An 18,939-nucleotide genomic window follows, 5' to 3' on the forward strand; every position below is an offset into this window, starting at 1 on the left:
CCGGGGCCTCCCACAATTGTCGGATAGGCCGAGCAGGCAGCCCCTGCTCGGTAACCCACGAATCTTGTGAGTGAGGCCCCGGCCCGCAACCAGCTCACGACGAGCCGGTCACTCCATACCGTCTAGAGACTCCCGCCAAGGTCGGTGTCTGGCCAGACTCGACTCAGGTGCTTGGCGGGCTCGCTCTCTTTTGGGCTGCCCACCGTCGACGGGCGGTGTGGCCCTCGTCCGGTTTGCGGCCCGCTGAGCACTGCTGACGAGGCGTGGCTCAAGAGGGGACTGCCCAGCTCGTAGTAGCAATGCCCACCTCGCCGTCCATCCGGAAACGAACAGGCGGGAGAACCACATGAGCAACCCGGTCGGTCGCGTCGTCATCGGCGTCGATCCCCACAAGCTGTCGGCCACCATCGAGGTCCTCGACCAGCACGAGAAGAAGCTTGGCACCGGGCGGTTCACCACCGACCATGCCGGCTACCAAGCCATGCGCACCTACGCGAGCACCTGGCCCGATCGGGTCTGGGCCGTCGAGGGGGCCAACGGCGCCGGACGGCCACTCGCACAACGGCTCCTCGAAGCCGGCGAGAACGTCGTCGACGTCCCGGCCAAGCTCGCCGCCCGGGTCCGTCTGTTCGACACTGGCCACAACCGCAAGACCGACGCGCTCGACGCCCACTCCGTCGCTGTTGTCGGAGTACGCACCAAGACCCTCCGCGTGCTACACCGCGATGGTGAGCTCGAGGCCATGCGGATGCTCACCGACCGCCGCGAAGCGCTCACCCGACGCCGCGTCCAGACCGTGTGCCGACTCCACGCGCTGCTCGCAGAACTCCTGCCAGGACAGGCGAAGAAGGACCTCACCTCGGGCCAGGCCAAGGTCATGCTGGCCAGCGTTCGACCCCGAGACATCGCCGGGAAGACGCGACGTCGCATTGCCGCCGAGGAGCTCGCCGACCTGATGGCGATCGAGGCGAAGATGAAGAAGGCGACCGCCGAGCTAAAGGCGATGGTCCAGGCACGGCAGTCGCACCTGATGGACATCCACGGCATCGGTCCTGTCGTCGCCGCGCGGATCCTTGCCGACGTCGGTGACGTGGCCAGGTTCGCCGACCGCAACCGGTTCGCGTCCTGGACCGGCACCGCGCCACTGGACGCATCATCGGGCGAGCAGAACCGGCATCGACTCTCACGAGCCGGCAACCGGCGGGTCAACCACGTCATCCACATCGCTGCCGTCACCCAGCTGCGGCTCGACACCGAAGGCCGGACCTACTACCGCCGCAAGCGAGCCGCGGGAAAGAAGCCGGCCGAGGCGCTGCGCTGCCTCAAGCGACGCCTGTCCGACGCCATCTACAAGCAGCTCGTCGCAGACGCCACCGCTGCTGAAACGGGCCCGGGAGGGCACTGCGGGGCGACTCTTCAATCCAGCGCGGTCGACCTTCCCCCACACATCGACACTTCGGATCAGCCACTCCCGGACCCGCACCTACGACGCTACGCCGCACCACGACCGCCTCGAAAGAGTCCAGCCGGGAGAACCCTGCAGACCGCCGGTTGACAACAGAGGGGAGCCGCTGTGCAGTGCCTCCAGGTCACGCTCAAACTGCGCGGTGAGGGACACAAGCAACGAAGCCGGTGTGGACGTGACGGTGACGCCGCATCCGACAGGCGTTGGGATTCAACGTGCCGTCCATCGCAGCCCACGGTCCTGCTGATTCAGCATCACCGGGCTGACCTGCGGTTCTGGTCATCCGAGGGCTCCACCAGCTCATGTCGGCGACAGATCCGGTGCATAGCCCGAGCGACGTTCTTCACGTCCCTACTATGAACGAAGAAAGCACCATTTTGCGCCCGCCCGAGGTTCGCCCGTCCCAGGACGGGCGGGGGAGGGTGCGCGGCGTTCGCGTCGACCGAAGGGGCGCCCGTCCTGACATGCCGATGTAAACCCGATGCATGCCGCGATCCTTGACAGGCCTGATGTTGGCGGCCTCCAGCACAGGCTCGACCCGCGAACCGGTGATCGTGCAATCGAATTTTTGGGCGCCGAGCACGAGGCCCTTGAACGCTGACTGGCCTACGCACAGCATGGTCAACTGCGCAGTCCCGAGGACCGGTCCTGCGACCTCGAGCTGGCGGTCGTCGGGCCAGGCGAAATCGGCGCGAGCAGTCGTCCTGAACTGCGTTGAGGCAGAGACGAGCAGAGACGATGTGGCCGTTGACCGCCTTGGCGAGGTCAGACCGCTCGGTGGACGGGGTCCAAGAGTTCGCCTTCATGCGGGGCGACCGCGCGTCGAGAAAGCGTGACCACCGTCTTGTCCGTGACCGAAACGACCACATGCACGCTACACATCGCACTGCACCCTCAGCCCTCTTCGCGCACCTTGCGTCTTGAATCTCTACGCATCGTGTAGGTGTCCAAGGCGCTCCCGCCCGTCCTAAGCCCATTCCGACATACACCGTTTGCAGAACGAGGGGGGTTCTGTGACCTGCGGTCTGTGGGCAGTCGCGTTTGTCGACTGTCGGAACCACCTCTGCACCTGTGCATCAGGGAGGTATCCACATATGAAGGCCGCGGTGCGCGTGCTGCGCGTGGGCAGGTGGTTCCTTGCCTGGCTCTGCGCACGCCACAACATCACCGGACTCAGCTCACGATCGGAGGACGGCCCGGATGGAAGGCGAGATCGAGAACTCGCTACAGGCGACGGCAGGCGCGGATTGCGACTCGCGGGTGCTCGGGCTGGGCGAACTCGCCTGCCCAGTGCCCCTCTATCAGTCGTTGCCGTACTCGTTGACGGTCGCAACGACGGTCCTTGCCAGGCCCACCTCACTGGTCCCTGCTCGTCGTGCAGCTTCGCGCAAAGCGTACCGGGCTTCGTCCATGGAAAGGTCGCCGCTCGCCGCGATGATCCCTACGGCCACTTGGATCACTGCGCCATCTCGAAGCTTCTGCGGTGCTTGCCGCGCTACCTCACGTGTACTGAACGACAGATCCGCGTTGGTCACGGCCCCGGGCGCCCAGGCGCCGAAGATACCGGCCAACTCATCGTGGAAGCCGGAGAAGGATGTGGCTGATGCGCGTATAGATTCACCGTGCCCACCACTCGCTCGCCTTCCGAGATCGGGAGCGCCAGGGTCGATGAGATTGCGTGGGCGGCCGTCGCACGAGCGAACTGCTGCCAGCCGTGCTCGTCGAGGACCGTGTCCCCGCGCTCGAACGTCATGACCTCCCCTGTGTGGGCAGCATCTACGCACGGACCACCGAAGAGGTACTGGATGCCGTCCAAGGCAGCGACATCGTCTCTCGTCGCGACCAGGGTGAAGGTCACCCCATGCTCCAGGGACGCCAGGCTGAGGCCCACGCAGTCCGGCAACAAGCGCTCGAACTCGTGAGGCGCGCTCCTGCAAATCGCCGAGCAGGTGGGCGGCGTCGACTGAGCTCAGCTCAGCGAAGGCCTCGGCCGTCTCCGGTACGGGCTCCATACCCGGACGGGTACCCGCCGCGTTCACTTCTAAACAACCTGTGCCCGACCCTGGCCCAGCACCCGGGCGCGCCATGAGCCACGTCGGCGTCGGAAGTCGAGTGCACCTCCAAGTGTGTTCGTGGAGGGTGCAGCCGAAGTACATGCTGCGACGCGCGCCGAACTCCACCGTGTTGCGAAGCAAGCACAGCGCGTCTCACAACACGATGAAGCGTCACGCGACTCTGATAGTCGAAAGCTGCGACCACGCAGGTTGACGCGAGACGAGGCTGCGGATCGCAGTACGGCGTTGTCGAAGCGCCTGGTTGTGTCTTGCACGCCGAGGCACCGGGCGCTCCTGCCGACACGCCGGCGACGCGCGGGCTGCACCATGAATCCGCCATGCGCGTTAGGTTGCGGGTTTCCCAGTGTCGGAGTCGATGACCTTCGCGACCTCGGCCTCGCTCAGACCGAGGGCGGGAGCCAGGACAGCGGCCTGCTTCGACGGCGCCTTCTTGGCTTTGGCCCTCTTCGCTGGAGCCTTCCTCGCTCGAGCCTTCGGTGCGGGAGCGACCTCGTCGGGCGCCACCATCGTTGAGACGCTGGCGGGCATCGATGGCGTGGGCGCCGACTTCAGAGGCACCTGGCTGGCCGGGGTTTTCTTCGCCCGGGCCTTCTTAGCTGCCTGCCTCTGTGGCGCAATCCGGGTGGCCTCCATCGGGTCGGCCCGACGCTCGGTGCGCACTGGCTCGGGCGCCGCGATGGTGGGGGTGTCCCGAACCCGAGCGAGGGCCTGCTCGGCTGCCCAGCCCAGCACGCGGGCGGTGGTGCGCAGCCCGAAACTCGCGGCGCCGAGGGCCGTCCGGGCTGGGAAGGTAATCGCGTCGGTGACCTTGTTGTTCAGGCGGCTCACGGGGAGTCCTCTCGTTGGAAACGTTCGGAGAGACGTACCCACGGATGCCGATACAAGGCCGTGTCATGCGCCACATCTGCTGGGTGGGCGGCGCGTGCGGGTTGCCGGATGGGCGCAGACTGATGACCGACCGACGACCACGGGCAACAGGCTCGACTTCATGGGTCGAGCGACCACGGCGATGATGCTGGTCTCCTTCGCCCTTCGGACGGGCCTCAACTTCCTCCCTTGCGGTCAACGTTCCTGTCTGGGCTGGGCCTCTCGCCGCGTCGGCTCAGGAAATCGGCGATCCGTCCGGACCAGCTGCCTGGCCTCGACGCGATCCTGCTCTCGCCCGGCCACGTCCTGGAGCACGTTGTGGACGGCGGGGCGCGCCGCCAGGGGCGTCACGATGGACAGCTTCGGCGCCTGACCGTATGACGAGGCCCGCCCCTCTGTCGGGACGGGCCTCGTGGTCGTGCTGGCGGATCAGCCCTGCGTCGAGGACTTGACCTCGTTGGCGCCGGACTGGCCCTCGGCTTTGACCTTGGCGGCGGAGTCCGTCGCGGCGTCCTTGACTTCATGGACGGCGTCCGTGGCCGTTTCCTTGACGTCATCGGCGACGTCCTGCGCCATCGACTTCGCCTGGTCCACGACCGGCTGGCCGTGCTCCTTGGCGGCGTCGACGACGTGACCGGCGGCCACCGCCTCCTTCTCGGAAGCCGGGATGAGCGCCGAGACGATCATGCCGGCGCCGAATGCCACCAGGCCGGCAGCTAGGGGAGTGCCCTGGATTTGGTCCTGCGCGGTGCCGACGGTGCCGTGGGCGGCGTCCTTCACCGAGTCGACGGTGCCGGAAGCGCCGTCCTTCGCGGACCCGACGGTGCTGGACGCCGACGTGCCGACGCCGTGGGCGGTGCCCATGACCTTGTCGCGCACCCCGAGCATGCGACCGCGGGCCGCCTGCTTGCGTCGCTCGACGATGGCTGTCGGGCTGACCTTGTCCTGCAGTGCGTCCACGTCTGACGTCATCGACTGACGGGTCTGCTCGATCTCAGCCCTCAGTTCTTCTGTGCTCTGACCCATGCTGCGTCCTCCTTGAGTGTCTGCTGCGTCTTCGGCAGCTGCGGGTTCGACTTTTTCAGCTCAGCGCGACCGCGCGACGCCAGGACGGCGGCGACGATGGCCCAGAGCACGGTGGTGATCAGGAACGCCAGCTCAACCGGCATCCAGTTGTCCAGCAGGTAGCTCAGCGCGAACGAGGCCAGGATCGCCGTGAGGAGCGCTGCCACGCCGGCCCCTCCAAGCATCCCGGCTCCCTTGCCGGCCCTGCCTGCCTCCGCCTTGAGCTCCGTACGAGCGAGCTCGAGCTCCTGCTTGACCAGTGTGGTGAGGTCATGGCTGATGTCGCCCACGATGTCTCCCAGGCTGCGGCCGTCACTTGCGCCGGTTGCGGCGTGCGATCCGGAAGAGTCGGGCGGCATCGTCCCGCCCGCGACTGGGCCCACTCCCGTCGGCCCTGTCACGGCAGGTCCTGGTACCGTTGACCGGGAACCTCAGGGGTGGTGGGGTCGAGGCTCGACGGCGTGGCGAAGGCCGGTGCGGTGGTGGCCGGGGTGTCGTACCCAGCCGGGGCGGGGGTGTCGTACCCGGACGTGCTGTAGCCGCCCGTCGCTTCGACGCCCGTGGTGCCGGTGGCCGTGCTGCCGGTGTCGGCGAGCGAGGCGGCTGCAGCACCGTCGGCGGTGGCGCGGAACAAGCGTCCCGCGACGACGCCGGTGGCCAACGCGCCCAGCAGGAACGTGCCGGGCCGACGTCGGGCGAAGTCGCGCGCGTCGTCGAGCAGCTGGCTGGGCTCACGGTTCTCGAGGTGGCTGCCGAGCGCGCGAACGCGGTCGGAGACCTCCTGCGCCAGGTTTGTTGCCATCCCCTGCGCCGGCCCCTGGCCCTGCGCCATCTGCTGCAGGTCGTCGCCTAGCGTGCGGAGGGTCTCTGACAGCTTGTCGCGACCGGTGGTGGCCTGGTCCCTCATCTGGCTGGTGACCTGCTGCTTGGCGTCACCGATGACGTTGCGGGCCTGCTCCGTGGCGGTTGCGGCGACGTTGGCCGCCTCGTCCTTGGCGGTACCGGCGACATGCTTGCTCTGGTCGGCCGCGGCGGACGCTGCGTCCTTCGCCTTGTCCGTCGTGCTGCCCGTGCTGGTCGCACCGAGCGGGGGAGCGTCGGTCGTGCCGAGCGGGTCTGTGTGGGTGGTGCCCAGTGGGTCGCTTCCATACGTGGTCATGCGTCCTCCTCTGTAGAGGGATGGGGTGTTGCTGGAGCAGTTGGTCTGCTGTCACTCCGCTCGGTACCCACCGTTCCGCATCGCACTCCACCCTTTGGAACGGTCGCCGTCACCGCTTATTGCCCGGGTTCGCGGCTGCCTGTGCGCGGCACCTGCGGTGGGCACTCACACCGAGTTGATCGCGACACGCTCACCGGGAGGGTGAGAGGGGCTGTGGTGGGTACGGGACGCCATGGCACGCGCATCCACCCAGACCCATGAGCAGACCGACAAGCCGGAGTCCCCAGCAGACTTGACCAGACCGTCCTGGACTTATGTCGCTCGTAAGACGTGGCGCGAGTTCTCCGACGACCAGTGCACCGACCTCGCCGCTGCACTCACCTACTACGCCGTCCTGGCGCTGTTTCCTGCGGCACTGGCCATGCTCTCGCTGGTCGGGCTCGTCAGCGACGGTCGCGCCACGGTGGATGCGCTGCTCAACGTCATGCGGGACGTCGGGGCGTCAAGCGCCGCGGACACGCTGGAGCCGACACTCGTTCAACTGAGCCAGAGCCCCAGCGCCGGCCTCGGCCTGGTGCTGGGGCTCGCCACGGCCCTGTGGTCTGCCTCCGGTTACGTCGGTGCCTTTGGCCGGGGGATGAACCGGGTGTACGAGATCGATGAAGGTCGCCCATTCTGGAAGTTGCGCCCCCTCCTGCTCCTGGTCACCCTTGTGACCGTCGTCCTGGCTGCACTCGTCGCCGTGGGCCTGGTGATCACCGGTCCGGCCGCGCAGGCGGTCGGCGACGCCTTCGGGCTGGGCTCAACGGTGGTCACGGTCTGGAATATCGCCAAGTGGCCCGTGATGCTGGCCGTCGTTGTCTTCATCGTGGCGCTGCTCTACTACGCCACTCCGAACGTGAAGCAGCCGAAGTTTCGCTGGATCAGTGTTGGCGCTCTGCTGGCGATCGTGGTCTGGATCGTCGCTTCCGCCGCCTTCGGCTTCTACGTTGCGAACTTCAGTAACTACGACAAGACCTACGGCTCGCTCGCCGGCGTCATCGCGTTCCTGTTGTGGCTCTGGATCACCAACCTCGCCCTCCTCTTCGGCGGAGAACTCGACGCAGAGCTCGAGCGCAGCCGTGAGCTGCAGGGTGGGATGCACGCGGAGGAGGAGATCCAGCTGCCCCCGCGCGACACCCGGAAGATTGACAAGACCGACGAGAAAGAGCGCGAGGACATGCTGCGCGGTCGCCGCCTGCGGGAGACGACCGGTCAGGATGACGACCCCGACGCCGCCCGGACGTCGAGCCGGCGCACTGATCACGGTACGAGATGAGTGCGTTGTCCGAGGAAGGCCCGTTCACCGATCGCCGGGTCGTTCCGCGCGGGGACGTTGATCTCGCTGTCTTCGAGGGTGGCGCCCCTGCCGGTGCCGTCGTCCTGCTGGTGCACGGGTGGCCGGACACGCACCGGATGTGGCGCGGTGTCGCCGACCTGCTGGCGGACGACTACCGCGTCGTCGCATACGACACCCGCGGGCAAGGCGACTCCGTCACGGGCGCGCCTGATGACGCGTTCACCCTCGACCTTCTGGCGAACGACCTCGTCGCTGTCATCGACGCTGTGAGTCCTGGCAGGCCGGTGCACGTCGTGGGACACGACTGGGGATCGATCCAGTCGTGGGAGGCAGTGTGCCGTCCGGGCGCCGAGGAGCGGATTGCGTCGTTCTGCTCGATCAGCGGTCCGAACCTCACGCACGTGCTGTCGTGGGTGCGTGGCACCCTCAGGCACCCGACGCTGCGAGGACTGCTGGACCTGGCCGGCCAGGCCGTGTCGTCGTCCTACGTGCCTTTCCTCGTCTCGCCGATGGCGCCAGTGGTCCTTGGCGCGATGGGTCAGCGGACCATGGTCAGCGGACTGCGCTACTACCGCGCCAACCTGACGACGGGTTCCCGGTCCGCGCGCGACCAGCGCACCCAGGTTCCAGTGCTCCAGCTGGTCCCCACCCGCGATGTCGCCGTGCGTCCGGTCACTGCCGCCGTGAGCGAGCCGTTCGTCGAGACGATCGAGCGTCGCCCGCTGCCGTACGGCCATTGGGTGGCGCGCACACATCCCGAGGTCGTCGCAGCCGAGATCAGGTGGTTCGTCCGGCACACGCAACCGGCGACGTGAGTGGCAGTGCGACTCCCGGATTCGCTGCTGCGTACCCGCGCCGAGTGTCGATCGCGAGCGTTACGAACGTCTCGGTCTCCGGGTCGAGACCGACAGCTTCTGCCGCGTTCGCCGACAAAGTCGTACGCCGAGTCGACGGAGGCCTACGGCACATCCGCGGACGGGATGTCCCTGAGCTATGGGGGTACGGAACGGTGACGGTGACCAATCGGTTGCCAGCGGCTCCTTGACCCCAGAGCAGCACACCAGTCAACAGCCGCAGGGAGACAACATGTCTACCCAGGACGCCTCGCACACCCAGCACAACACGACCTCTCGTCGCGTCAGCACCGAGACCAAGCGTCGTTCAAGACCACCGAGCTGATCGCTTACGTCGTGGTCGCCGTCGGCGTCCTCATCGCCGCGGCGCTGACCGACACCAGTGACTTCGGCACGCAAGAGGCGTGGTTGTACGTCAGCCTTCTCACCATCGGCTACATGGTCAGTCGCGGCCTCGCCAAGTCGGGCAGCGGCGACTTGTACGGCGCCACCACCGACGCGGACCACCGCAACGGCCGATGACCCTGCGCAGGTTCAAATCAAAGGCCCCCGCTACGGTGTGATGTCTCAGGCCGTCGAGGACACCCGTACCCACGGAATCGTGGGTCCGGGTGGTCTTCATTTGTGGGCTGCGCCAGTCCTGGCGCGCTTCGTCCCGAGGTGCCCGCCGAACGCGACCGCGTACCAAAGTACGAGCAGGATGGTCCAGTCCATCCACAACAGCGGGTTGCCGCCATAGCTGTCCCTGGTGGCCGGGAAGTGCAGGAGCGTGGTGGCGAAGAACCGCATGAACACCACGTAGGTGAGGATCGCGAGCACCGTCACGATGACGGTGCGAACCGCTCGGGCGACGGCCACCGGGGAGATCTTGCTCGGGGCGACGATGAGGCCGAAGATGAGCGACCACAGGCTGAAGCAGACACCGAGCTCCGCGGCCTCCAGGGCGAAGGGGAACCCCGCAACGTCCTTCACGTAGCCCGGCATGATGCCGTGCAGAAGGCCCTTGAAGGCGAGCATGAGGACGTAGCCTCCACCCAGGGTGATGACGAGCGCGGCAAGCGAGCGCAGGTGACGGTTCGCGATGCCAGCCCACGGCCAGTTCTGCCATTGCATCGCTGCGACGATGACGATGACGATGCTGGAGTAGACCCAACCCGCGGCGGTGGGGAGTGACACCGGGGCGTTTGCGGCCAGGGCGGCGCTGAAGTTCGGGTAGACCAACCACACGACGCCGACGACGGTGATGAAGGCGGCCATGAACCACTGCGCGACGCTGGACAGTGGCGCCGTCACCGATTCGAAGGGGTAGCCGCCCAGGCTCGCCGATGCGAAGGCGTAGGCGTAGAAGCCGATCAGGACGATGAACGCCGCCGCCGTGTAGCCGGCCCCGCCCGCGGTCGCGGCGGAGAAGGTGGGGTCCCAGTGACCGACGACGCGGGTGAACAGGAGCGTGCCGAGAATGCCGATGATCAGATTGACCACCACCTGGGCGACGCCGGAGAGCGGTTGCCGTAGCTTCGTGAACGGCCAGTTCGCGAAGGTGAAGCCGGTGAAGATGTGGCCGAAGATCGTCCAGAACAAGAGACAGCTCACGATGGCTGACGTGGTCGCCCCGTCGGCGGGGTTGTCGGCCCTGGCGCCGACCAGACTCCATCGGGGATCACCGATCAGCCACCACGTCACGATGGACACGACGAAGATCACGACGATCGCAACGACCGGTGTGGCCGGCCCGAACATCGGAACACGTGCTGCCGGGTCGGGGGGCGCAGCGTCCGGGGTGCTGGCGCTATTGGCAGAGCTCGTTGTCGTCATGTCTCTCCTCGGAACCAGCGCGCAGGGCGCGTGCTTGGGCGACGAAAAAGTTAGCGTGACCGGCGTCTCACTCTCCTGCCCTCGCTCGACAGTTCGCTGGTGACGAGACTGTCCCCGCCTCCCCTTGACAGGGGCCTTCTCTCGATCGAGCGCGCGCCCCGCAAATCCCCGGCCAGGGGACGACGAGGGATGCGCGTCAGCTCAGCTGGGCCGCGCGAACGGCGATGTCAGCGAGCAGGCGATCGCGGTGCGTCGACAGATCCAGGCCCGACACCTTCTCCACCAGGTTGAGTCGATACTTCACTGTCTTCTGGTGCACGAACAATCGCTCCGCGGTGAGGGTCTGGGAGCAGTTGCAGTCCAGGTAGGTGCCAAGGGTGTGCATCAGCTGGGAACCCTTGTGCGCGTCGTATTCGATGACGGCGCCGAGGGTCTCCGCGACGAAACGGCTCATGCCAATGTCGGCCGAGCTGCTGAGGAAGAGGCCGACGATGCCCAGGTCCTCGAACAAGGTGACCTCCGAGCGCGATCGGATCGTGCTCATGCGCAGAGCGGTCTCCGCCTCGATCCGAGCATCGCTCAGCTCCAGTGGATGCGCGCACTCGCTGCTGACGCCCCACGCCATGGGTACTACGGGCTGCGACGCAACTGCGGCATCGTGCGCAGCGGCCAGGACTTCGTTGAGGCGATTCAGGTCCGGTGAGCGAGTAACGAAGAAGAGCTGGTCGTCGCGCACCGCGGAGAGCCCGCGCGACATCTGGTGTCCCTGCAGGACTTCGGTGACGGCGCGCTGGACACGACGCAGGTCACGGGTCTCCAGACCGGGAGCCGGCTGCTTCGGCCCGAGTACTACTACTCGGAGGCTGCCGCGCAGGTCAATGCGGATGTGCTTGGCACGTGACATGGCGGCTCGACGGGATTCCTGGGTCCCTTCGATCAGCTCAAGGAGGAGCTCCTCCCGTTGCTGGGCCCGTGCCCGCGCTCCGGCCTGCTCCTGCAGGTGACGCAGGGCGCATGCGACCGCCGCCTGGTTCAGGGCGGTCGAGACCGCCGGGTCGTCCGGCTGGGCGTCGGTCTCGAGGCACAACCAGCCCACCAGCTCGTCACCGATGGTGATGTCCTCGATGGCGAACCGACGGTCGTCACCGCTGGTCCAGGTGACTGTGTGGGGTGATCCCTTGGGGTGGTGGCGCGTGATCACCTTGACCTGCTCCGAGGCCGCCATGTGGTCGGCCTCGGCGGGATGGGAGGCGAGACGCTCGAGATCTGCGTCGAGCAGGTGCACGGTGCTCGCGGTGGCTCGGGCGATCACCTCGAGGAGGGCGCCGAGCCGCGGCTCCTGGAGGAGCACCTCCAGGAGCTCCTGCTGGACATGGAGGGCGCGGTCGTTGGCCGAGTACTGGTTGGCAAGGGCGCGATGCGAACGTTCGATCTCGATCAGGGAGTTGGCATTGGTCTCGTGCATCAGAGCGTTGTCGAACGCGACAGCGGCGAGATCGGCCAGGGTGACCAAGCGGGCGGAGTCGACGTCGTTGTAGGCGATGGCGTCACGGCGCCAGACCTCGAGGACTCCGATGACGGCAGTCCCTACCCGGATGGGAGCGCCCATGGCGCAGCGGATCTGTTCGTCGTTCGCCAGGTGGTGAAAGTCGTCGGTGATCACGAGGCTGGACACGTAGTCGTCCACGCGCTCCGGTTGTCCGGTCGCAAGCACCAACCCTGCGAGGCCCTGACCGCGTCGCATCCTCAGGCGGGCCGTCTCGACCCGCTGGTTGCCGGCGCACCCTCGCATGACGATCTCGTCGCCGTCGCCGAGCATCACGCCCGCGATGTCCGAGCTGAGCAGGGTCCGAGCCTCGTGGGTGACAGCGGCCAGGGCTTCGTCGACGCTGCGCGCGGCGAGGATGTGCGTCGCGATGGTCCGGAGCAGACCGGCCTCGACCATGTCCCGCTCGATCTGAGTCGAGAGCATCCACCGGTCCAGCGCGAGCGATGCGGTGCCCACCAGCACCAGGTCGGCCTCGGACAGCTCGACACCACTGGGGTGGACGCAAGCGTCCTTCGCGGATCCCAGCAGAACCTGTCCCGGTGAGGGAGGCAGGTGCTCGAGGAGGAGGTCGTGGACGCGGATCGAGGTGCCGTTGCTGGCGGCGAGGGCCTCGCCCAGCCGAGCCAGGATCGTCGGTCGGTCCAGCCCCGCCTCTGACAACCGGCCGAGCTCCGACAGCAGTGACTGCTCCATCGTCGAGCGTTCGGTCATGGGCCCTCCTGGGCCAAGCACTGGGTCGGACCCCCGTCAGACAGTCAGGACGATCTTCAGAGCACGACTGTGAGCCACATCACTGTAGGCGTCAACGGCGTTCCTGAGGTCAGTCGTGTTCATCAGGTCGCGTGCGGGAGCGAGGAGACCGCTTACGGCGAGGGCGATCATGCGGTCGCGGTCCCGCAAGGGATCCCCGATCACCATCTGCAACGTGATCTCGCGAGCGAAGGCGTCCGCCAGCGGAAAGTTCCAGCTCTCCTGGACGTGGGCGCTGACGCTGACGACCGTGCCTCCGGGACGGCACGCCACCAGTGCCGCGTCCAGGCCTTTCGCGCTTCCGACAGCCTCGATGACGACGTCAGCCCCGCGGCCCGCGGTCAGGTCGTGGAGCGTGGGGACGAGCCGGTCGGGTGCGGTTGCCAGGTTGCCCGTGCTCGTGGCGGCTGCCTGACGTGCCTCCACCGGGTCCGACACCACCACCACGGAGGCGCCGTGGAGCTGCGCTGCGACGGCCGCCAGCTGACCCACCATCCCGCCGCCGACCACGGCGACGACGTCGCCGGGTCCGATGCGTGACTTCTGGGCTGCCGCGAAGCCGGTGGGGAAGTTGTCGCACAGCAGTACGGCGGTGGCCGGATCGAGGTCGCGAGGGAGCATCGCGAGGACGGTGTCGGCGAAGGGCACCCGTACCTGCTCGGCCTGCGCTCCGACCAGGGCGGGACCGAACGACGTACCGGTCCCGAGGAAGGCGCGCTGCGGACACTGCCAGTGCTCCTGGCGCCGGCAGTGCCAGCAGTGACCGCACGCGGTGAAGTCGGTGCCGACGACGCGATCTCCCACCTTGACGGACGTGACGGCGCCTCCGACGGCGAGGACGGTGCCGACGAACTCGTGACCGAGGACGGTCCCGGCCTGCACTCCCGGCAGGTGTCCCTGCACGACGTGGAGATCGGTGCCACAGATGCCGGTGTGCTCGACCTGGACGATCGCGTCTTGCGGATCCTGCAGGGTGGGCTCGGGCACGGAGTCGATGCGAACGCCTCCGTCGCCCGTCGTCACCACGGCACGCATGTCACGCCACCTCGTGGATGCGCTCTCGCAGCCGGTCTGCGGACTCTCGCAGCGCCGTGAGCTCACCGGGTTGCAGGGCAAGCTCCACCACCGACTCGAGGCCTGAGGGCCCGAGCCGGACCGGTACGCCCACGCGGGTGTCGCGAATGCCGTAGCTGCCCTTCGGATCGACGGCGCAGGCAAGGACCTGCCCGCTGCGCGACGCCATGGCGGTCACCATGAGGGCTGCACAGTGGCCCGGGGCGAAGTAGGCGCTCCCGGTCTTGAGCAGGGACACCACCTCCGCACCCGAGTCGCGAGTGCGCTCGACGATCGCGGCCAGCTGGTCGGCGGGCATGAGGTCGGTGAGCGGGCGGCCCTTGACGCGTGCCTGGCTGAGCGGGACCACCATCTCCGGGCCGTGGCTGCCCAGTGCGAAGGCCTCGACCTCGCTGGGCAGTGCCACGCCTGAGAGTCCGACGAGCGAGCAGAACCGGGCCGAGTCGAGCACGCCGGCCATTCCCAGCACCCGTTCGGCGGGGAACCCGCTCCGGATCTGTGCCAGGTGGGTCATCTCCTCGAGCGGGTTGGTCACCACGACGATCACGCAGTCGGGAGCGTGACGGGCGATCTGCTCGCACACGGGTCCCACGACCGCCGCGTTGGCAGCCGTGAGGTCGGTGCGGGTCATCCCGGGCGTGCGCGGCTTCCCGGCGGTGACGATGACGTAGTCGACGCCGCTCAGGGCGGACATCTCCTCGCTGCCGACTATGCGGGTGGCGAAGCCGGCGATCGAGGCGTCGTGCCACAGGTCGAGGGCGATGCCGGCCGCGAGCCCCTCTACGAGGTCGATGAGGATGACCTCCTCGAAGAGATCCGACTCGGCGAGCCGCACCGTCGCGATCGATCCCACGTGCCCGGCCCCGATAACCGCGGCCCGAGGCGTCCCGTCCGGGGTCCTGGTGCGGGGACGACTCTGGAGGCTGGGGGAGACCGGGGTGCCACGACGGTAGAGCGCGTTGACGGTGCTCGCGTCCACACTGCGCGGGTGGGCGGGGTCGGAGAGGTTCACGGGGCTCTGTTCCGTGGAAGGCGGCGTACCGCGTCCTGATGAACCCGTTCCTCCCGGTGAGGGCGAGCCCGCGACGACGATGGTGAGCCCACGCTCGTTCGCGCGGTCCCGCGCCAGTGGGGTCAGCACGTCGCCCGGCTTGATGGTGAGCGTGCCGTCCGCCGCCTCGACCTCGCCGACTCCGATGACGCTCATGATTCCTTCCCCGACATCGACTCCAGGGCTGCGACGGCCGCGTCGCGTGCGCTCAGGACCTCGCTCTCGGTGCCGGACAGGAAGACCCGGCCGAAGCGACCGACGGCCCGGACCTCCACCACGGTGATGTTGGCCGCCTTCTCCGCCTCGTTGGCGGCGAGGGTGGCATACGCCGCGGGTGCCACCTCGAGCACGAAGAGGCTGCTGCCCGGCATCAGGAGGCTGCCCTTGCGCCACTTGTTGATGAGCTGGGCCTGGTAGGGGCTGACGTTGGTGACGAACTGCGCGGAAGCGATCTGGGGCTTCACGCGGTCCGCCTCGGTGAGCTGCAGGTGCTCGAGGACGGCCTCTCCTGCGGCCAGCACCTCGGCCTGGCTGGCGGCGTGGATCTCGAGGAGCCCGAACTCGCGCTCGACGATCTGGAGCGCGGGGCGCACGTCCGCGGCCTTCAGGGCGATGTCCATCACGCGGAAGATCTCATTGCCGGGAGCCACCTCGATGAACAGCTCTGCCATGCCGGCGATCGGTACGTCGCCCTGGCAGGTCGCGGCGACGTGCGACGCCGACTGCGGCTGCATGCGGTCGATGAATGCGTAGGTGCGGAGCTGGAAGTTCGACATCGTGGCTCTCTCTTCGAATTCGTGGGTCAGTGGCTGAGCGCGATACCGAGCGGCGTGACCAGCATCGAGTGGGGGTGCTCTACGACCGGCCGGTCGAGGTAGTTCTCGACGATGCGGGCGGCGCCCGGGGTCATGAGCGCGCCTCCGACGAGATGGATCGGCCCGTCTGCGCCCAGCGGAATGAGTCGTCCGATGTTGTGGGCGACACGTTCGATCCCGGGGCGAAGTGCGGCCAGGTGGACGGTGCCTTCCTCCCGCTTCAGCTGCTCGGCCGTACGGATGTCAACTCCGAGCGAGCCGGCCAGGATCAGGTTCAGGTGGTGTCCACCGCCGGGCAGGTCGTCCAACGCCACCAGCTCTCCTGCAACATAGGTGCCCACGCCCGTCGATCCGCCCCCGATGTCGGCGATGACGCCGTCCTGGAGCTCGAGCAGGGTCTGGGCGGCCGAGACCTCGTCGACGAGCCCGCGGCACTCGACGCCGGCCTGCTCGAGGACGAAGCGGCAGGCACGGGAGTCGGCCTCCGAGACGCCAGGGGGGAATGCGGTCGCGGCGGACTCGGGTAGGACGCCGAGCACGGCCGCCGCCTCGCCCCGGAGCTCCCGCACGGCCTCGACTGCCCCCTGGAAGTCGACCACGATCCCGTCACGGACCACCTCGCGGCGTGCGGCGTTGACGTAGACCGGGGCACCGAGAGAGTCCACGGCGACGATCACCACGGTGGCCGTGCCCAGGTCGATGCCGAAGGAGAGGGAGCCCGTGGGGTCGGCCAGAGGCGTGCTGGTCCGCGCCGCGGCATCGGCCAGGACGGCGTCGACGTCTCGTGCCACGGAGATCACCGAGGCCTCCGCGAGGCGGCTTCGCCGCTGTAGAGGTCGCGCCATGGCCGCACTTCGTAGGCCACGCGCTTGATGTTGATCAGGTGGAGGGCGCTGACGTTGTCCGACACGATGGACCCGCTCCAGGTGCCCGTGCCCAACATGAACGACGCACCGATGGACGTGCTGTAGCCCATGCCGCCGAACAGCGACGGGGTGTTGATTGGGATCCGGGACGCCGGCAGCGCCGACATGCGGGCGATCACTGCGTCGTCGGTGGCATGCAGGCCGAGGGTGTGTCCCTCGCCACCGAAGGCCAGGATCTCGCGGCAGCGCTCGAATGCGCCGTCGAGGGAGGAGGTCCGGTAGAACGTCAGGACGGGGCCGAGGATCTCCGCGGACAGCGGGTACGCCGGTCCGACTCCGGCGAGCTCCGCGCCGAGGACCTTGGTGTCCGCGGGAACAGTGATGCCCATCCGGCCGGCCAGGGCGACGGCCGACTGACCAACTGCCTCCGGCCGCAGGCCGCCGCGGGCATCGAAGAGGACGTCGCTGAGGCGCTGTTGGGCCGCCTCGTCCAGGAGGAAGAGGCCGCGCTCCTTGCCTGCGGCCAGGAAGTCCTCGGCGATGCTGGTGTGCAGCACCACGCTCTGCTCCGCGACGCACGCGGTGCCGTTGTCGAAGGACTTGGACGTGATGATCATCTGGGCCGCTTCGGCGACGTCCGGGACGGACGTGTCGACGTACACCGGGACGTTGCCCGCGCCGACGGCCAGCGTCGGCTTGCCGGAGCGGTAGGCCGCAGCCACCATGCCCGCGCCACCGGTGGCCAGCACGAGTGACACAGCAGCGTGCTGCATGAGCTCCGCCGTCGTGGCGATGCTGGCGTGCTCGAGGCAGGAGATGAGGCCCTCGGGCGCGCCGGCGGCCACGGCCGCTTCCGCCATGATCTCCGCGGCGCGCGTGCAGCACCGGACCGCTCGCGGATGGGGTGCGTTGACGATCGCGTTGCCGGCCTTGACGGCCGCCAGGCACTTGAAGATGACGGTCGAGGTCGGGTTGGTGACCGGGATGATGGCCGCGATCACGCCGACCGGGCTGCCGAGGGCAGTCATGCGTCCGGGCTCGTCGACCCAGAGGACCCCCTTGGTGCGCATCCCCTCCATCGACTTCGCGACGAAGTCGGCGTTGTAGCGGTTCTTGAGGATCTTGTCCTCGTAGACCCCATAGCCGGTCTCGTCGACCGCCAGGCGGGCCAGCTCTTCGCTTGCGGCCGAGGCGGCAGCCGACATGGCGGCCACGATGCGGTCGAGGTCGGCCTGTTTGGCGTCGGCGAATGCCTCGAACGCGCGACGCGCGGCGATCGCCTTGCGCCGTGCCTCGGCGAGGCCGGCGAGGTCAGCGTCCCAGTCGACGGCCGATGCAGCCACTGACGCAGTCATGGGTTCCTCCCTGCTCACAAGCTCTGCTCAGGTGTTCTTGAGTCCGGTCGGATCACTTGCTGGGCGGGGTGGGGAGCTTCATGAGGATCGCCTCGACCTCCTCGTGCGGGCGGGGGATGACGTGCACCGACTGCACCTCGCCGACCTTGCCGGCGGCCACGGCGCCCGCGTCGGTCGCGGCCTTGACCGCACCTACGTCACCGCGCACCATCACCGTGACCAGGCCGCCGCCGATCTGCTCACGACCGAGCAGGACGACGTTGGCCGCCTTGACCATCGCGTCGGCGGCCTCGATCGCCCCCACCAGTCCCTTGGTCTCGATCAGCCCCAGAGCGGTGGTCGGGATCCCGTTGTTTGTTGCCATGGCTGTGCCTCCTGTGTAGAGCCGCCGGAGGATCCGGTCGGTGGTGTGTGGGCTAGGAGCCCGTGGAGAAGATCGACTGCTGACCGACGGAGACCGAGTCGACGATCGCGACAGCTGCGGCGTCGGTCGGCGTGCTGGCGCTGTTCGTCGGCACTCGTGCACCACCGCCGCGCGTGACCAGGACGACCTCTCCGGTGCCGGCGCCCACCAAGTCGATTGCGACGAAGGTCGCGGCCGTGTCGATCTCGGTCCCGGAGGCGTCCACCGGGCGAAGGAGAAGCAGCGTGAAACCGGTGAGCCCCGATTGCTTCACGGTCGAGACCACCTGGCCCTGTACACGTGCCAGTTCCATGTTCCTACCTCCAGTCCGAGAGTGTGTCGTGCATCACTCTCTGGAGTAGAACGTTGGTGGAGACGGAGCCGTGGGCGCTTATCCCCGGGCGACAAATGCTCGCCGAGGATCATGGCGGTGCGGG

19 protein-coding genes are annotated in these 18,939 nt (G+C 68.0%); 4 read left to right on the forward strand and 15 right to left on the reverse strand.

Going from position 1 to position 18,939, the window contains the following annotated elements; translation table 11 throughout:
• Positions 1 to 346 precede the first annotated feature (346 nt).
• Positions 347 to 1,555, forward strand: coding sequence for an IS110 family transposase (locus tag JWN97_RS06560; RefSeq protein WP_297620204.1), 1,209 nt, complete (start codon positions 347 to 349; stop codon positions 1,553 to 1,555).
• A gap of 1,211 nt (positions 1,556 to 2,766) precedes the next feature.
• Here the strand turns inward: JWN97_RS06560 and JWN97_RS21185 are convergent.
• From JWN97_RS21185 to JWN97_RS06580, 6 genes are all read right to left on the reverse strand, one after another.
• A complete protein-coding gene (locus JWN97_RS21185) occupies positions 2,767 to 3,000 on the reverse strand; it encodes an ANTAR domain-containing protein (RefSeq protein ID WP_363321259.1) in 234 nt (77 codons plus the stop codon).
• Positions 2,997 to 3,356, reverse strand: a complete 360-nt coding sequence (locus tag JWN97_RS21190) for a GAF domain-containing protein (protein WP_363321260.1) — start codon at positions 3,354 to 3,356, stop codon at positions 2,997 to 2,999. The genes JWN97_RS21185 and JWN97_RS21190 overlap by 4 nt, the downstream gene beginning before the upstream one ends.
• A 508-nt stretch (positions 3,357 to 3,864) precedes the next feature.
• Positions 3,865 to 4,368 carry a hypothetical protein gene (locus JWN97_RS06565; RefSeq protein ID WP_297620207.1) on the reverse strand — a complete coding sequence of 168 codons (504 nt, stop codon included), beginning with the start codon at positions 4,366 to 4,368 and terminating at the stop codon, positions 3,865 to 3,867.
• 468 nt (positions 4,369 to 4,836) lie between these two features.
• Positions 4,837 to 5,367, reverse strand: coding sequence for a hypothetical protein (locus tag JWN97_RS06570; RefSeq protein ID WP_297620210.1), 531 nt, complete (start codon positions 5,365 to 5,367; stop codon positions 4,837 to 4,839).
• A 41-nt stretch (positions 5,368 to 5,408) separates the two neighbouring features.
• A complete protein-coding gene (locus JWN97_RS06575) occupies positions 5,409 to 5,762 on the reverse strand; it encodes a phage holin family protein (RefSeq protein ID WP_297620213.1) in 354 nt (117 codons plus the stop codon).
• 107 nt (positions 5,763 to 5,869) lie between these two features.
• Entirely contained in the window at positions 5,870 to 6,631 is a 762-nt protein-coding gene (locus JWN97_RS06580) for a hypothetical protein (protein WP_297620216.1), read from the reverse strand.
• A 232-nt stretch (positions 6,632 to 6,863) separates the two neighbouring features.
• Between JWN97_RS06580 and JWN97_RS06585 the strand changes: the two genes are divergently transcribed.
• From JWN97_RS06585 to JWN97_RS06595, 3 genes are all read left to right on the forward strand, one after another.
• Complete coding sequence (locus JWN97_RS06585) at positions 6,864 to 7,949, forward strand: YihY/virulence factor BrkB family protein (RefSeq protein WP_297620219.1); 1,086 nt, start codon at positions 6,864 to 6,866, stop codon at positions 7,947 to 7,949.
• Positions 7,946 to 8,785, forward strand: a complete 840-nt coding sequence (locus JWN97_RS06590) for an alpha/beta fold hydrolase (RefSeq protein WP_297620222.1) — start codon at positions 7,946 to 7,948, stop codon at positions 8,783 to 8,785. Before JWN97_RS06585 ends, JWN97_RS06590 begins: the two co-directional genes overlap by 4 nt.
• Before the next feature lie 375 nt (positions 8,786 to 9,160).
• On the forward strand, positions 9,161 to 9,346 hold the full coding sequence (locus JWN97_RS06595) for a hypothetical protein (protein ID WP_297620225.1): 186 nt from the start codon (positions 9,161 to 9,163) through the stop codon (positions 9,344 to 9,346).
• 96 nt (positions 9,347 to 9,442) lie between these two features.
• On the opposite strand, the gene JWN97_RS06600 is transcribed toward JWN97_RS06595, so the two are convergent.
• From JWN97_RS06600 to JWN97_RS06640, 9 genes are all read right to left on the reverse strand, one after another.
• On the reverse strand, positions 9,443 to 10,639 hold the full coding sequence (locus JWN97_RS06600) for a hypothetical protein (protein ID WP_297620228.1): 1,197 nt from the start codon (positions 10,637 to 10,639) through the stop codon (positions 9,443 to 9,445).
• Between the two features lie 196 nt (positions 10,640 to 10,835).
• Positions 10,836 to 12,650, reverse strand: a complete 1,815-nt coding sequence (locus tag JWN97_RS06605) for a helix-turn-helix domain-containing protein (RefSeq protein WP_297620231.1) — start codon at positions 12,648 to 12,650, stop codon at positions 10,836 to 10,838.
• A 285-nt stretch (positions 12,651 to 12,935) separates the two neighbouring features.
• Complete coding sequence (locus JWN97_RS06610; protein WP_297620234.1) at positions 12,936 to 13,973, reverse strand: alcohol dehydrogenase catalytic domain-containing protein; 1,038 nt, start codon at positions 13,971 to 13,973, stop codon at positions 12,936 to 12,938.
• A 1-nt stretch (position 13,974) separates the two neighbouring features.
• Complete coding sequence (locus tag JWN97_RS06615) at positions 13,975 to 15,219, reverse strand: malate dehydrogenase (RefSeq protein ID WP_297620237.1); 1,245 nt, start codon at positions 15,217 to 15,219, stop codon at positions 13,975 to 13,977.
• A complete protein-coding gene (locus JWN97_RS06620) occupies positions 15,216 to 15,839 on the reverse strand; it encodes a BMC domain-containing protein (RefSeq protein WP_297620240.1) in 624 nt (207 codons plus the stop codon). Before JWN97_RS06620 ends, JWN97_RS06615 begins: the two co-directional genes overlap by 4 nt.
• Positions 15,840 to 15,865: 26 nt before the next feature.
• Entirely contained in the window at positions 15,866 to 16,669 is an 804-nt protein-coding gene (eutJ, locus tag JWN97_RS06625) for an ethanolamine utilization protein EutJ (protein ID WP_297620242.1), read from the reverse strand.
• Between the two features lie 5 nt (positions 16,670 to 16,674).
• Entirely contained in the window at positions 16,675 to 18,099 is a 1,425-nt protein-coding gene (locus tag JWN97_RS06630) for an aldehyde dehydrogenase family protein (RefSeq protein ID WP_297620245.1), read from the reverse strand.
• 52 nt (positions 18,100 to 18,151) lie between these two features.
• The gene (locus JWN97_RS06635) at positions 18,152 to 18,445 is read right to left on the reverse strand and encodes a BMC domain-containing protein (RefSeq protein ID WP_297620320.1); all 294 of its coding nucleotides are present in this window, start codon (positions 18,443 to 18,445) and stop codon (positions 18,152 to 18,154) included.
• Positions 18,446 to 18,515: 70 nt separating this feature from the next.
• Positions 18,516 to 18,815: a EutN/CcmL family microcompartment protein gene (locus JWN97_RS06640; RefSeq protein ID WP_297620249.1), complete on the reverse strand. Its 300-nt coding sequence runs from the start codon at positions 18,813 to 18,815 to the stop codon at positions 18,516 to 18,518.
• Between the last annotated feature and the right edge of the window lie 124 nt (positions 18,816 to 18,939).

The organism is Nocardioides sp., assembly GCF_025965415.1.
Lineage (GTDB): Bacteria > Actinomycetota > Actinomycetes > Propionibacteriales > Nocardioidaceae > Nocardioides.

Coding starts and splice junctions, on each gene's coding strand:
- JWN97_RS06560 (WP_297620204.1), top strand. CDS start 347: ATGAGCAACCCGGTCGGTCGCGTCGTCATCGGCGTCGATCCCCACAAG.
- JWN97_RS06580 (WP_297620216.1), bottom strand. CDS start 6,631: ATGACCACGTATGGAAGCGACCCACTGGGCACCACCCACACAGACCCG.
- JWN97_RS06585 (WP_297620219.1), top strand. CDS start 6,864: ATGGCACGCGCATCCACCCAGACCCATGAGCAGACCGACAAGCCGGAG.
- JWN97_RS06590 (WP_297620222.1), top strand. CDS start 7,946: ATGAGTGCGTTGTCCGAGGAAGGCCCGTTCACCGATCGCCGGGTCGTT.
- JWN97_RS06600 (WP_297620228.1), bottom strand. CDS start 10,639: ATGACGACAACGAGCTCTGCCAATAGCGCCAGCACCCCGGACGCTGCG.
- JWN97_RS06610 (WP_297620234.1), bottom strand. CDS start 13,973: ATGCGTGCCGTGGTGACGACGGGCGACGGAGGCGTTCGCATCGACTCC.
- JWN97_RS06615 (WP_297620237.1), bottom strand. CDS start 15,219: ATGAGCGTCATCGGAGTCGGCGAGGTCGAGGCGGCGGACGGCACGCTC.
- JWN97_RS06620 (WP_297620240.1), bottom strand. CDS start 15,839: ATGTCGAACTTCCAGCTCCGCACCTACGCATTCATCGACCGCATGCAG.
- JWN97_RS06630 (WP_297620245.1), bottom strand. CDS start 18,099: ATGACTGCGTCAGTGGCTGCATCGGCCGTCGACTGGGACGCTGACCTC.
- JWN97_RS06640 (WP_297620249.1), bottom strand. CDS start 18,815: ATGGAACTGGCACGTGTACAGGGCCAGGTGGTCTCGACCGTGAAGCAA.